Origin of the sequence: Agrobacterium sp. GD03872 (assembly GCF_029840625.1) — a bacterium.
Classification (GTDB): Bacteria; Pseudomonadota; Alphaproteobacteria; order Rhizobiales; family Rhizobiaceae; genus Agrobacterium; species Agrobacterium fabrum_A.
Window position 1 is genome coordinate 83,809 of the sequence record NZ_JAOCCY010000012.1, and the last position, 13,266, is coordinate 97,074.

Below are 13,266 nucleotides of genomic sequence, written 5' to 3' on the forward strand. Positions count from 1 at the left end.
TCGCCCTTCCTCGCCTTTGGGCAAGGCATTCTTCAAGGAAAATATCGATGATGAAGAAAAACGTTCTGGCGGTAGCCTGCACGCTCGCTATCGCAATGGTTCTTGTCGGAGTCGGTCTTTCGACCGATGCCTTCGTGGCCGTGCCGCACACGCCGTTGCATGTCGCCGGGCTTGTGGTTGACGGCATCCGTGACCTCACCTCCTACATGGCTATCCCGCTGGTTGCCATGCGCGCCAATCTGGAGGACCTGCAAAAACGGGCGGCGGAAAAGCTGCTTGAGCTGAAAGACGATACGGCTCCCGACGCTGCACGCACCATTGAGGCCGATCACAAGAAGCTTCTCGAAGAAATCGAGAAGCTGAAAGGTGATATTCGTCAGGCCGAGGTCGACGAGGACGCCCAGCAGGGGGATCGCAATAATCCCCCCAGCAACACGGAAGGTGCTCGGGCGGCAGATATTCTGGATCTCGGCACCCGCGCAGGCATGCAGATCGACGCAATTCAGACCGCGCTGCGCAACGGCGTTTCCGTCGAAGCCTTCCGGTCCCAGGCTTTCGATTTCATGGCGCAGCAGGCATCGCGTTCGCCGTCCAGTTCGATCCACGTTGTCCGCGATGAAGCCGAGGCCCGCCGTTCCGGCATGGTGACCGCGATGGCATTTCGCCTGGGCGGAATGGATCAGCCCACCGGTGATGAGGCGACGCGCGCACGCAGCTTCATGGACAATCATGACGTTGTTGAATTCGCCGCGGCAGCCATCGGCCACCGTGGTGCGGCCCGTACCGTGCGCGAGCGGGAAGATATTCTCGTCCGCGCGTTCCATAGCACGAGCGACTTTCCGGCGATCTTCTCCAGTGCCATCAACACCGTCCTCGAACGTCGTTACGCTCTGGCGCAGCCGACCTATCGCCGTATTTCGCGGCGCCGCGACTTCGTCGACTTCCGACCGCATTACGCGGTTTCGGTCGGTGAGTTTCCGATGCTGGAGAAGCTCACGGAAGCGGGCGAGATCAAGTTCGGCACCTTTGGCGAGGGCAAAGAACAGATCGCCGTCGCGCCCTACGCGAAGGGTATCAGGGTGACCCGTCAGATGATGGTCAATGATCGGCTGAATGCCCTCGGTGAAGTCCTGGGTGGTTACGGCCGAACGGTCGCCCGTTTCGAGGAGCTGACTTTCTATACGATGATGTTGTCCGCAAATACGAAGCTCGCGGACGGCAAAGCGGTATTCCATGCCGACCATGCGAACCTTGCCGGATCTGGTTCTGCGATCAGCGTCGCAAGCATCGGCGCCGGCAAAGCGGCAATGCGCAAACAGAAGGGCCTCGACGACGCCATTCTGAACCTGCAGCCCTCCATCCTTCTTGTTTCTCCCGATAAGGAAACGGAAGCGCTGCAATATCTGGCGCCGATCACCGCCAACGACTCCGTTAAGGTGAACCCGCACGTCGGTACGCTGGAGCCGGTTGTATCGGCCCAGTTGACCGGAAACGCCTGGTATCTCTTTGCCAGCCCGGATGAAGCGGCGGTCTACCAGTGGGGCCTGCTTGATGGTTACGGCGCGCCGCGCATTCGCTTCGACGAACCTTTCGGCACGCAGGGTTTGGCCATGACCGTCGAGCACGATTTCGGCGTGGGTGCCATCGACTTCCGTGGCGGGTACAAGAACCCCGGCGAATAAGCCGGGATTCTTCCTCTCCGTTGTTTGCGCCTGAGTGCGCTTGGTGAAGCAAGGATTTTATCACTATGAAAAACTACGTTCAGCCGGGTAAGGCTATCGACATTACAGCGCCGACCGGCGGCGTTGTGTCGGGGCAGATTGTCGTTATCGGATCCCTGATCGGGGTTTCCAACTTGACGGCCGCCGAAGGTGAACCCTCTGTCATCGACACCGAGGGCGTGTTCGAAGTACCGAAGACTTCGGCCCTCGCGATCGCTGTTGGCGATAAGCTCTACTGGGATGCGACAAACAAGGTCGTCAATAAAACCGCAAGCGGCAACACGCTGGTTGGTATTGCTGTTGCTGCCTCTGCAAATCCGTCGCCCACCGCTAAGCTCAAGCTCGGCGCGACGACGGTCTGACGACATGGTATCGCTTTTTGAGCGGCTGGCGAAAACCAGCCGCTCCACCGTTGAGCGCGTCCATGGCGTCGATGTCACCGTCTTTCCGATCAGCAACCATGATCCGAACGCAGGCATAAAGCTGGACGGCTCCAATCCCCCCTATCCAACGGTTGCGTGTTTCTTCGAAAATACGGAATTCAAGGGAGAACAGAGAGCGCAGCCATCGGCAGACGGGCGGAAGATCCTGCATCGTGCTCCACAGCGCCAGGCGTCTATCCGGCTCATCGACGGCAAGCCGTTCAAGACGGATTTTTATCTTCGCCGGGAAAGCGATCAGAAGCTTTTCACGATAACGCAATTCGACCCGGACGGGTCCGGCAACGTCATGGCGTTGCTCGCCGTCGCCGCGTCTCTCCCGACTTGATGAACTGGATACATCATGCTGGCTCCGGAAGCGTTAAGGCTGATCACCGTCGAGGTTCTGCGCCCCACGGCGTCATTGACATCGGGGATATTCCCGACAGTAGCCGGTCGTCTCGTATATGACAGCCGCGAAATTGCTGTGCAGGACATCTCGACGGAGCGGCCTTATACGCCGGTCCTTGCCCTGCACAGTTCAACCGCTGCGCTGAAGCCTCGGGGCGAGCCTGCCGCCCTTAACGACCTTGAACATGAAGCGGTTCTTGATATCGTCGCCGAACTTGCTGTCGTGGCCGGCGATGAGACTGGGGCTTATGCCGATGCTCTTGCCGGGACGGACCCGAATGCCCGGCTCGTCTTGGCGGCTTTGTGTTCCAAGGTGCGTTTTTTGCTGGAGCGATCTTCGTCCGGTGCGCCGTGGCGCAAGCTCGTCAAGCGCATTGTCTCCGTCGAGGCGATACCCTTTGCCATTCCTGACCTCGGGTGGCGTTACCAGCGCACCACGCTGCGTTACACGGTAGAGCTGGCGGCGGATGTTTTTAATATCGAGGACGGCGGATTGCCTGAGCCGATCCGCTCTGTATTCCAGAGCCTTCCCGCCGACTCCTATGCAAAGGGAAAGCTCGCCGAGCTGGCGGGCTATTTCAACGCCGAGTCCGTCGAAAAGCTTGAAGAGGTTGCGGGATCCGTATCGGGTCCCGGCGGCGTTTCCCTTCAGGTTGGTCGCAACGATCTAAATCCCACCCCCTGACCGGAGACTTTCAATGTCCAAGATTTATGTGGCGGCCGAAGGGTGCGCCATCCCCGGCGGCTGGCCGGAAGGTGGTCGCCCCATCGATCCGCTCTCGCGCCAGCATCGCCGCATGATCGAGACCGGTGACCTGGTCGAAAAAGAACCGCCCGTGGAAACGCCGGCCGAACCCGTGAAACCGTCCAGGAAGGATTGACCCGATGGTGAACAACATCCCCGACAATATCGTCGCACCGCTGCTCGCCTTCGATATCGAGTCCGGCGGGCAGTTTTCGTCCGAACTGAACGAAATCCTGCTCGGTTTCGGCCTCGCCGGCGGCGCTCTTGTAGAAGGCCAGATTGCTATCTGCAGCACCGTCAATGAAGCCCGTCGTCTTGCCGGTCGCGGTTCGATGCTGGAAAGCATGTTCATCCGTGCTCGCAAGAATGCGCCCGCCCAAGTCATCTATCTTGGCCGCGTCGCCGATACCGGCACGGCGGAAATCCGGACGTTGACCGTTGGCGCCATCCCTGCGGCGGGTGGACAGGCCGTGGTTCAGATCGCTGGCGAAAGCGTATCGATCGATATCGCGGCCGGGACATCGGCGAACGATACGGCTTCGGCGCTTGCTGCGGCGATCAACGCCTATTTCAACGCGCTCACGAAGAAGAGCCTGCCTTTCACGGCGACCGTGGCTACCAACGTCGTCACCCTCACGGCACGGCACAAGGGTGCATATGCGGGCCGGCTCGACATCTTCATTCCGGTTCTGGAAGGCGGGAACGTCTTTACCAGTGCCAACCTGACGGCGGCGACGACCACGGCAGGCGCCGGCAATCCCGACCTCTCCACCATCCTCGCCGCGATGGGCGACGATCCTTTCGAGGCGATCGTTTCCGCATTCAGCGACGATGCCGCCGTGGCGCTACTCGATGCGTTCGTGACATCGCGCTGGGGATATGATCAGCAGCTTTATGGCCACGCGTTCTATCCCTTCACGGGCACCGACAGCCAGGTGAACGCCAAGGGTCTGGCGCGGGACACCTGGCATCTGTCACTGATCCCGATCCTTTCGGGCGGCGGCAATGGCACCCCGGATTACGAGGAGGTTAGCGCCGTCTTGTCACGGGCGTTGCCCATGCTCGGATCCGGATCCGACGGTCGCGTTTCTGCAAACCAGTCCGGCCTTGTCGTCAGCGGTGTGATCGCCCCGCGTGATCGCAACTACTGGCCGGATTATCCCACCCGCAATGCATGGCTGCAGAACGGGGTTTCGGCATGGAAGGTGGATCGCAGCGGCAATGTGCTGATCGACAAGATCATCACCCAGCAGCAGACGACGAACGGTGTGCCTGACACGGCGCTGCGCGATATTCAGGCGGTCTATCAGCTCACCTATGCCCTGAAATTCATTCGCGCGCAGCTGGCCTACGAGCATTCCAACAAGGCCATCGCCGACGACAATCCGGCGAACCTTCCGACGGTCGTCACGGTAGCCGATATCAAGGCGACGCTGGTGCATGCCTGCATCGACCTTTCCCGGCGCGGCGTTCTGGAGTTCGGCAACGATATCGCGGCTCAAATCACGGTCACCCGCAATCTCGACAATCCGAACCGGGTGGACATCGTCCTGCCGATGGATCGCGTCAACCCGCTCGACATCTTCGCCGGTCTTGCCCGCGTCTACGCTCAGCTTTGAGGCGGTCTCCGCCTCTTCCTCTCTTTGATCCTATCTGCGGAGAACACAAATGGCAGGCAATGATTTCGGCGGGCGGATGACTGCCCGTCTCGCGAGCGGCTCCCTTCTGTCGTTGCGCGGCAATTTCACCGTGATGTCGGCGGGCCAGTCGAACGAATCTATCACCAACCAGGACGGCTCGACGGATCGCGTCGGCACGCCGACCGCGCCGCGCGCTGAGGTGACTTTCAAAGACGCCAGCGATGTTGACTTCAATGCACTGATGACGGCGCCTCGCCAGAATTTCACGGTGCATGAGGAGTTCACCGGCGTGACGCATTATTTCTTCAATGCGTTTTTCAGCGGCGAACCGAGTTCAAACCGGCTCAACGGTGAATTGTCCGGCCTCCAGATCGTCGCCGAAACCTACCGGCGCGGATAAGGGGTAATCATGCCAGAAAGGATTATATCGCTCTCCCGGAAGTATGAAATTCCGGGCGTCGAGCCATTCTCGGAAGTGCGGCTTCGGGCGCCGACGTACAAAGAGATTTTCATGGATGGTATCGGCGAGCCGCGTGAGACCCATGTGGTTGCCGGTCAGCCGATGGTGGTGACGCATTACGAGGCGATTGACCGTCATCTCCTCAATATCTGCCGGTCCCCATCCTATGACGCCCTTTCGGTGCTGGAAGCACATGATGCAATCGAGGTCGCCGAGGCGGTGTGCGATTTTTTTATGCGGCAGCCGGAGTTGCCGAAGCCGTCGACCTGATGGTGTTCCAGCTCGGCTGGGACGCCACGATGGTGCAGGGCATGACATACGCTGAAATCGCGCACTGGTGTAATCGTGCTGTCATCTTCGCCGAACGAAAACGGAGCCGGTCATGAGACTGGAAATGAACAGCAAGGATTTCGAGGAGCTGGAGCGCGCATTCAGGCGTCTCCCCGGCGAAATCCGCACCAAGGCAATGCGCCGGGCGATGACGCGCGTCGCCCAGACGGCGCGATCCCGCATCGTTGCGCGCCTCGGGCCGCACACGCAAATGCCGCGCGAGCTGGTTGCGTCGCTGACGACGGCGCATTTCAACGCCGGCGGCAACACTTCCAAAGTGGTAGCCGAGTCCGGCTGGATACCCTTGCAGCGTCTTGGCGCAGTGCAGAATGCATCCGGCGTCTATGCGAAGCTTCGCGGCTCATATCGGCACGCCTTCATCGCCGCCATGAAAAGTGGCCATGTTGGTGCATTTCGCCGGGTGCCAGGCACGCAAATGTCGTCTGCGACCGGCAAGCGCGAGCAGATCCGCGAATTGTTTGCAGCGAACCCGGCCCATGCCATCACCAACAATCCGGATATCTATCTCGATGTCCTTGCTGGTGTGATCGAAGACTACTTCTTTCCGCGTGTCGTTCACGAGATCGAACGCCTCTTACCTCGATAGGATGCATCCATGGCCAATCGGAAAATCCGGGCGGAGCTTGAGATTGATGGCAAGGATAGCACCAGTCCGGCTTTCCGCTCCGTTGCCACCCGCATGGGCCAGATAGAGCGACAGATGTCGCGGTTCAATAAGACCGCTTCCGACTTCGACCGCAAGGTCGCGTCGATCAATCGGCATTCGGCTGGAATGCAGCGCGCCGCCGAAGGCTTTAACAAGGCCGGTGCGATGCTGCGAACCGGTATCGCCGGCTATGGTGCCTATGAGGTAGGCCGCGTGATTGCGGGGACGGTCAAGGATTTTGCGGCGCTTGAACGCCAGATGACACGCATCGGCATCACGGCCGATGCTTCGGCGGCGCAGACAAAAGAGGCCTTCGCGCAGGCGCAGCAGATCGCGAAGGATCTGAACTACGACAGCGTGCAGCCCGCAATCGAGGCGATTGATACGCTTGTTGCCTCCGGCAAGTCGCTGGATGAGGCGATGGCGTTTCTGCCTTCCGTACTCGCCACGGCGCAGGCCACGGGTGCGGCAACGCAGGACATTGCCAACACCGGTCTTAAGGCTGCCGACGCCCTGAAGATCGAAACGAAGAACATGCAGCGCGCCTTCGACATCATGGTCATGGGCGGCAAGGCCGGCCAGTTCGAATTGAAGGATATGGCGCAATACATCCCCGGCCTCGCAAACAGTTTCGCGACGCTTGGTTACAAGGGTGAGGATGGCCTGAAGAAGCTTGTCGCTATCCTTCAGACGATCCGTGAAGACACGGGTGATGCCAGCAGCGCCGCCACCCAGGCGCAGAATATCTTCGGCAAGATGTATTCCGAGGAAACAGGCAAGAAATTTGCCAAGTTCGGTATTGATCTTCGAAAGGAGATGGAGGCCGCGAAGAAGACAGGAGAAGACGCCGTGACTGCGTTCATCCGGCTCTCCAATGAGGCGATCAAAGGCGACCTTTCCAAACTCCCGCTGCTGTTCAGCGACCAGGAATTTCGTTTGGGCATGCAGTCCCTGATGACCAGTAGCGACAGCCTGAAGCGGTTCATCGACACGATGAATTCCGCTGAAGTCAATGGCACGGTTTTCCGCGATGTGAACCGCATCTTTGGAGACACGCAAGCATCGATCGACAGGATGTCGAACAGCTGGGAAAAGCTCAAAACATCCATGGGCGAAAGTGTGGCTCCTGCTGTCACGCCGCTGATGGATGGCGCCGTAAAACAGCTTGATCGATACAACGCCCGCCAGCGCGGTGCGGAGAAGCGTGGATGGGGTTGGTTTCGTCGAAACCTTGGGATCATATCCACGACTGAGGAAATGGATCTCGCTTATGAGGGCGGGTACCGCGACGAAAAGTTTCTCGGCGAGTATTGGGCTTCCCGGTATGGCGCAGGCAGAGACGATCCGCGCCGCCCCCGCGCCTCGACTGGTCGTCAGGGACGGCCGGTTGTTATCGGGGATTTTCCGGGCGGTGGGCATGGATATACCAACCGGACATTGCCTGCTGGTTCCGCCCCCGTTCCTGCGCCGCGCCCTAGGGAGGTTCCTTCGGGTCCGTCCGCTATGAGCGAACTCCAACGGCAGTATCGCGAATACGGACAGGGCAGGGTGGCTGGACAGAAGATTTCGACTGAAGTCGCGAACATGGATGTGTTCCGCGGCATTCGCGAGCGTCTGGAGCAATCGACCGAGATTGCCGGATCCCAGGCCGGAAAGTCGATTGCCGATGGTGGCCAGACGGCTGCCGCCGCTATCGAAAGCGGATCGCAGAAACTTCAGACTGCCGGGGACAGCTTTCTGTCGGGCCTCAGTGCCGCGGCACAAAAGCTACTCGATGCGGCGAACAGGTTGCAGAACATCCGGATCAATGCGTCAGCGATCGGGGCACAAGGCGGCCGGGCTCTCGCAAACGCTGATACCGGCCGGACCTTCCCGCCGGATATCTCGAAGCCGACTGGCGCACAGTAAAACCCGATAATTGGAGACACGAAGAATGAGGGACTGGGCATCAACACTCAGGCGCGCCAGTTTTCGCGGTGTCAGTTTCTGGGTGGAGTATGAAGATCTCTCCGGCGGCAAGCGTCTGGCGCGGCATGAATATGCTGGCGGCAGGCGCACGCGCATGGAAGAGATGGGTCTCAAGACGCCTTCCTTCAGCGTGACGGCATATCTGCTTGGTGATACCAGCGATGTTTCGGCAGCGTTGCTGTCGTCCGCCTGTCTGGCGGCGGGTCCCGGACGGCTGGTTCTCCCCATGGATGCGGGACAGCTTGCCTATGTCGAGGATTTTCACCGGTCCCGTGAGCGGGATCGCCGTGGGTATGTTGCGTTCGAATTCACGGCGGTGCCTGCTAGCGGCGAGGTTCTGGCCTCACTTAGCCTCGCCGATGTCGATACCACCTTTCTCGGCACCTTGTCGGTCGCCGCGTCTGCATTCGGAAGGTTCTTCTGATGGCTGCTGACAAACAGGCATTATGTGACTGGCTTGGCAGTTTCGCGACGACCCTCGTTGTTGATGCGCTCGACGCGGAGAACATCGCCGCGCGCCTCGATGTAGCGCCGGCGCTTTCCGCCGATGATTTCGCGATGGAAAGCCTGTCGATAATGCGGGTCGTCGCCGAGAGTGTTTCGTCGGCATCCGGCTTCGATACCCTCCGATCCGGGCAATTCGAGGATGCGGAGACCGCAAACGCAGCCTCTGTCTTGCTTGCCGTCGGACTTGCGATTGCAGGTGGGCGCGCGGACTGGATTTCCCGACCGCAGGCGCGCGCGGGCCGTGACCGGATTGCTTCCGCTGGCGACGCTGCCCTGACGGCTGTTTCGGTTATGGGTGCAGACGGCGTCGATCTGTATGTGTGGCTCTCTGCCCTGACGAATGTCGCGGTCCGACTGGTGTCGGATCAGGCGGCAGACGCGGTTCCGGTAGTCCGGGTCGAAACAGGCATATCTCTGCCTTCGACGTTTCTCGCTTACCAGCTTTACGGTGATGCTGGCAGGGCTGAAAGCCTTGTCGAAATCGCCGGCGTTTCCACACCGATGCTCATGCCATCGGCCTTCAATGCTCTGGAAAAATGATGCAGGAAATTTCGACAGGACCATTCGAGACGGTCGTCTGCGACGGTCTGCCGCCGATCATCCGCATCAATATCAGGGTGTCGGCAGAAGAGGCTGTGCGCAGCGCGAATGCCGATTTCGTTATCACGGGATCCGGTCTGCCTGTCATGCCGGGGAAGCCGACGAAAATCACGGCGAGCGGCGATCTGTTGCTCACCGGTTATGTGCGGGACGTCGATAGCGGTCACGATGAAGAAAGTCGGTCACTCTCCTGCGGCATCGTCTCTCGGACCGTGGATTTTGTCGAATGCTCGGCTGAACATGGGAGTGGGGAAATTCTCGATAAGAGCCTCGACGATATTGCCAGGGATCTGGATAGTCACGGAATCGGCATTGAGACGGATGGCAGCGAATTGCCGAAAGAAGCGCGCCACAAACTCATGGTCGGGGAGAGCGCGTTTTCCAGCATTGAGCGTCGTTCGCGGGGTCGCGGCGTTCTGATCCACGACACGCCGGAAGGTCGCGTCAGGTTGGCGACGAAGCCTGCCGGAAAGCATGCGGGCAGACTGAAGCGGGGTGTCAATATTCTCCCAGGCTCCAGCGCCAGCTTTACCGAAAAAGGCCGGTACAGCGATATCAAGGTTCGTGGTCAGGCCACGGAAGGCAGCGATAAGCAGCAGTTTCGCGGGCAGTCGTCGGCGAAAGATAACGGCATCAGTCGAAAGCGGACGCTGATCTTGCGGCACGAAGGTGAAGCATCCACCGGCCGCATGAAAAAACGTGCGGCATGGCACGCGAGGCGGGCGGCGGGTAATGGCACTACGGCCAACATCATCGCCAGCGGGTGGCGTGACGATGCGCGAACCCTGTGGCAACCAAACTGGCTGGTCTATGTTGAGGATGACTGGCTCGGCTTGGATGGCTGGATGGTCATCAAGTCGATCAATTTCGAACAGGGCGACATGACAAAAGCGACGCTTTCGCTCGCCGATCCTCGCGCACTCGGCGGGGAAAATCCGCGAGGCAAGACGGCATCCGGTTACTCCGCCGCGGCGGTCGATGAAGGGGACTTCGAGGACGAATGAGCGGCTTCATACGTTTCGACTTCGATGGCCGCCTTGAAGAAAAGGGCGGTCAGCAATTTGTCTCCGGGCGGGGCATGTACAATGACGGATACACCCGTATCCATCGCCCCGAGCCGCATGGTTTTGCCTCTTCGCCACCAGCGGGGTCGAAAGGTCTTCTGCTGCCGTCGCCGGGCAATCCGGATTTCGCGGTTGTTCTTGGGTTAGAGCATCCGGGCCACCGTCCGGCTGACATACCGGGTGGCGGCTCGGCTCTCTACGATGCCTCCGGCAATATCATCAAGGTCGTCATGGGCGACGGTATCGCGGTGGATGTCACCGGAACGGCATTCCAGATCCGCAAGGGCGGCGTGACGTTCACGGTTTCCGCCGCCGGCGTCGATATTCAGGGCGGAGCCGTCAGGCACAATGGCAAAGATATCGGCGATACGCACCGCCACACCGGCGTGGTTCCGGGCGGTGGTCAAACAGGTTTCCCGGTATAGGAAAATTCACATGCTTCGCATCATACCTCTTGAAGAGGCGGACGAAATTTATCGTTCGCCCGATCTCCGCTGGGACGGCCTTATTGGCGATCTTTTGCTGAACAATCTCGATCATGCGTCTGCGCCGGGTGATTTGCGCGCGGAGCAGGGTCTGGCGACGCAGGTACTTATCCTTTTGATGACGGATCGCCGCGTCGAGGAAAGCGAGTTGCGGGATGATGAGCAGAACAGGGGATGGCTCGGCGACAGCTTCGATCGTCTCGACGGCGAAGATGTTCTCGGTTCTCGCCTTTGGCTGCTGAGGCGGCGTTCGATTTATGACGGCATCGAGGTGGATGCGCAGGACTATGCCCGTGAAGCCTTGCAGCCTCTCGTGACGCAGGGCGCAGTTGCACGCATCGATGTGGCCGCCATCGCCAACCGGGCGGAAAACCGCCTCGACCTCGATATCGCGCTCTACGGCCGGGACGGCGAAAGCGTGTTCAACCAGAAATTCGGACTGTTATGGAGACAGATAGATGGCGTGGAATATCCGCTCGCTGGATGATGCCTCTGCTGCGGTGCGTGGCGCCTTCAGGCGATATATGCCTGGCACGGATACCGCGCTGAAGAACAATTTCGTGACGATCGTTAGCAAGGTTCTGGCGTCGATCTCCTACGAATTTGAACTGCGTATGGGCTGGTTGTCGAAACAGATCCTTTTATCAACCTCGACAAGCCTCGCGTGGATCAAGCTCCATGCCGCCGAGGTGGGCATCTATCAGCGGTCCGCAACGACTGCGCGCGGAGAGATTACCGGTACGGGGGCAGCTTCGACGACGTATCCGTCAGGCATCCGCTTCATCTCCGGCAATGTGACATATGTTTCCACATTGCCCGTCACCTCCGGCGCTGACGGGGCGCTGGTGGTGCCCGTTGTCGCTGAGGTCAATGGTTCGGTGGGCAATCGTGCGAGCGCCGGCCTTCTGTCGCTTGCTGATCCCGGTCTATATCCCACCCTCGGTACCAGCTGGGTGGTCGACGATGACGGGCTCGGGGGAGGGGCGGATGCCGAAGATGCGGACAGTCTCAAGGAGCGCGGGCTGCAACGAAAGCGTAACCCTCCAGGCGGCGGTACGCTGACGGACTATGAGCGGATCGTGATGGGCGTTTCCGGTGTACTGAAGGCGTGGGCCTTTCGTGTTCCCGGTTCTCCCGGTGGCATCGTCGTACATTTTCTCTTCAGCGGGCGAGATGACAATATTCCGCTTCCCTCCGACGTAGAAGCGGTGCAGGCGGTCATTGATGAGCAGAGGCTTATCCGTGTCGACGATAGCGTCGCGACGGCTCCAGTGCCTCGCCCTGTGGATGTGACCATCACCGGACTGTCGGGTGATACGGCTGAAATTCGGGCGGCTATCAAGAGCGGCATCACTGCCATGTATATTGACAGATGCCGACCAGGGCTTACCGGCGACAGTTTTACCGTCTCCCGCAGCTGGTATTCGGAAGTCATATCCGGCGTGACCGGAGAAGATCGCCACACCCTTGTCGAGCCGGTCGCCGATATCGTGCTGACCGGCGGACAATTTCCAGTAAACGGGGAATTTGATTTTGGCTCGTGATCCGGGGTTGAACACCAGAACGACAGAGGCCAGCGCCGGCGCACCTGCCGGTGGTGTTCCGTCTGCATGGGACAGTCTGGCCTCGCCATCGAATGATGACCTTATCGGCGGCGCTGTTTCGCTCTGGCCGCCTGGTGCAGCCTTTGGCACGCCAGACGGGCAGGCAATGTCCCTGTCGAGCCTGCTTGCCGATTTCACGCGAGTGCTGATTTCGCCCTGGGAGTGGCTGTACGCGCGCGCGTTCAAGCTCGTCAGTGAAAGCACGGTCTTCGGCGTCGATGAGATGCTCGCCGACTGGGAAATTGAGTATGGCCTTCCGGATGCCTGTGCCGCCGACGAAGAGAGTGTGGCGGCAAGGCTTCGGACGCTCGAAGCGAAATTAATGGCCGTTGCCATTGTCACGCCTTCGGACTTCATACGGCTCGCAGCTTCCTACGGTTTTACGATTACGATCGAAGAGCCGGCGATCTTCGAATGCGGTTTCTCGGAATGCGGCGGCGAGCACACCGTCGGAAACGTCCGGCAGGAAGTTTACTGGCTCGTGACGGTGACCGATCTGGCGGTTGACTATTTCCGGGCCGGTGAAAGTGAGTGCGGGTATGACCCGCTCTTTTCCTATGGTGAGGCAGAGCGGTTGCTTTGCCTCTTGCGCCAACATTCGCCCGCATGGGCGATCCCTGTTCTGGCAAATTAATCGGAGCCATC

The 13,266-nt window shown here is 59.8% G+C and carries 17 protein-coding genes; all 17 read left to right on the forward strand.

Annotation, left to right across the window (positions count from 1 at the left end):
- Positions 1-47 precede the first annotated feature (47 nt).
- The 17 genes from N5D22_RS20880 (at position 48) to N5D22_RS20960 (ending at position 13,255) form a co-directional block, all read left to right on the forward strand.
- Positions 48-1,682 (forward strand): Mu-like prophage major head subunit gpT family protein, encoded by a 1,635-nt coding sequence (locus N5D22_RS20880; protein ID WP_279657683.1) that lies wholly within the window; start codon positions 48-50, stop codon positions 1,680-1,682.
- A 65-nt stretch (positions 1,683-1,747) separates the two neighbouring features.
- The gene (locus N5D22_RS20885) at positions 1,748-2,083 is read left to right on the forward strand and encodes a DUF2190 family protein (RefSeq protein WP_279657682.1); all 336 of its coding nucleotides are present in this window, start codon (positions 1,748-1,750) and stop codon (positions 2,081-2,083) included.
- A gap of 4 nt (positions 2,084-2,087) precedes the next feature.
- Positions 2,088-2,489: a hypothetical protein gene (locus N5D22_RS20890; protein WP_279657681.1), complete on the forward strand. Its 402-nt coding sequence runs from the start codon at positions 2,088-2,090 to the stop codon at positions 2,487-2,489.
- 15 nt (positions 2,490-2,504) lie between these two features.
- Positions 2,505-3,236, forward strand: a complete 732-nt coding sequence (locus N5D22_RS20895; protein WP_279657680.1) for a hypothetical protein — start codon at positions 2,505-2,507, stop codon at positions 3,234-3,236.
- Between the two features lie 13 nt (positions 3,237-3,249).
- Positions 3,250-3,432: a hypothetical protein gene (locus N5D22_RS20900; RefSeq protein ID WP_279657679.1), complete on the forward strand. Its 183-nt coding sequence runs from the start codon at positions 3,250-3,252 to the stop codon at positions 3,430-3,432.
- Positions 3,433-3,436: 4 nt separating this feature from the next.
- Complete coding sequence (locus N5D22_RS20905) at positions 3,437-4,915, forward strand: hypothetical protein (RefSeq protein ID WP_279657678.1); 1,479 nt, start codon at positions 3,437-3,439, stop codon at positions 4,913-4,915.
- Between the two features lie 49 nt (positions 4,916-4,964).
- Positions 4,965-5,336, forward strand: coding sequence for a phage tail tube protein (locus N5D22_RS20910; RefSeq protein WP_279657677.1), 372 nt, complete (start codon positions 4,965-4,967; stop codon positions 5,334-5,336).
- Between the two features lie 111 nt (positions 5,337-5,447).
- Positions 5,448-5,666: a hypothetical protein gene (locus N5D22_RS20915; protein WP_279659071.1), complete on the forward strand. Its 219-nt coding sequence runs from the start codon at positions 5,448-5,450 to the stop codon at positions 5,664-5,666.
- A gap of 112 nt (positions 5,667-5,778) precedes the next feature.
- On the forward strand, positions 5,779-6,333 hold the full coding sequence (locus N5D22_RS20920) for a hypothetical protein (protein ID WP_279657675.1): 555 nt from the start codon (positions 5,779-5,781) through the stop codon (positions 6,331-6,333).
- A gap of 9 nt (positions 6,334-6,342) precedes the next feature.
- Positions 6,343-8,301: a phage tail tape measure protein gene (locus N5D22_RS20925; RefSeq protein WP_279657674.1), complete on the forward strand. Its 1,959-nt coding sequence runs from the start codon at positions 6,343-6,345 to the stop codon at positions 8,299-8,301.
- A gap of 25 nt (positions 8,302-8,326) precedes the next feature.
- Positions 8,327-8,785, forward strand: a complete 459-nt coding sequence (locus N5D22_RS20930) for a DNA circularization N-terminal domain-containing protein (protein WP_279657673.1) — start codon at positions 8,327-8,329, stop codon at positions 8,783-8,785.
- Complete coding sequence (locus N5D22_RS20935) at positions 8,785-9,408, forward strand: hypothetical protein (protein ID WP_279657672.1); 624 nt, start codon at positions 8,785-8,787, stop codon at positions 9,406-9,408. The genes N5D22_RS20930 and N5D22_RS20935 overlap by 1 nt, the downstream gene beginning before the upstream one ends.
- A 95-nt stretch (positions 9,409-9,503) precedes the next feature.
- Positions 9,504-10,472, forward strand: coding sequence for a hypothetical protein (locus N5D22_RS20940; protein WP_279657671.1), 969 nt, complete (start codon positions 9,504-9,506; stop codon positions 10,470-10,472).
- Complete coding sequence (locus N5D22_RS20945) at positions 10,469-10,957, forward strand: phage baseplate assembly protein (RefSeq protein WP_279657670.1); 489 nt, start codon at positions 10,469-10,471, stop codon at positions 10,955-10,957. Before N5D22_RS20940 ends, N5D22_RS20945 begins: the two co-directional genes overlap by 4 nt.
- Positions 10,958-10,967: 10 nt before the next feature.
- The gene (locus N5D22_RS20950; RefSeq protein ID WP_279657669.1) at positions 10,968-11,504 is read left to right on the forward strand and encodes a phage GP46 family protein; all 537 of its coding nucleotides are present in this window, start codon (positions 10,968-10,970) and stop codon (positions 11,502-11,504) included.
- Entirely contained in the window at positions 11,476-12,561 is a 1,086-nt protein-coding gene (locus N5D22_RS20955; RefSeq protein WP_279657668.1) for a baseplate J/gp47 family protein, read from the forward strand. The genes N5D22_RS20950 and N5D22_RS20955 overlap by 29 nt, the downstream gene beginning before the upstream one ends.
- Complete coding sequence (locus N5D22_RS20960) at positions 12,551-13,255, forward strand: putative phage tail protein (protein ID WP_279657667.1); 705 nt, start codon at positions 12,551-12,553, stop codon at positions 13,253-13,255. The genes N5D22_RS20955 and N5D22_RS20960 overlap by 11 nt, the downstream gene beginning before the upstream one ends.
- Positions 13,256-13,266: the final 11 nt, after the last annotated feature.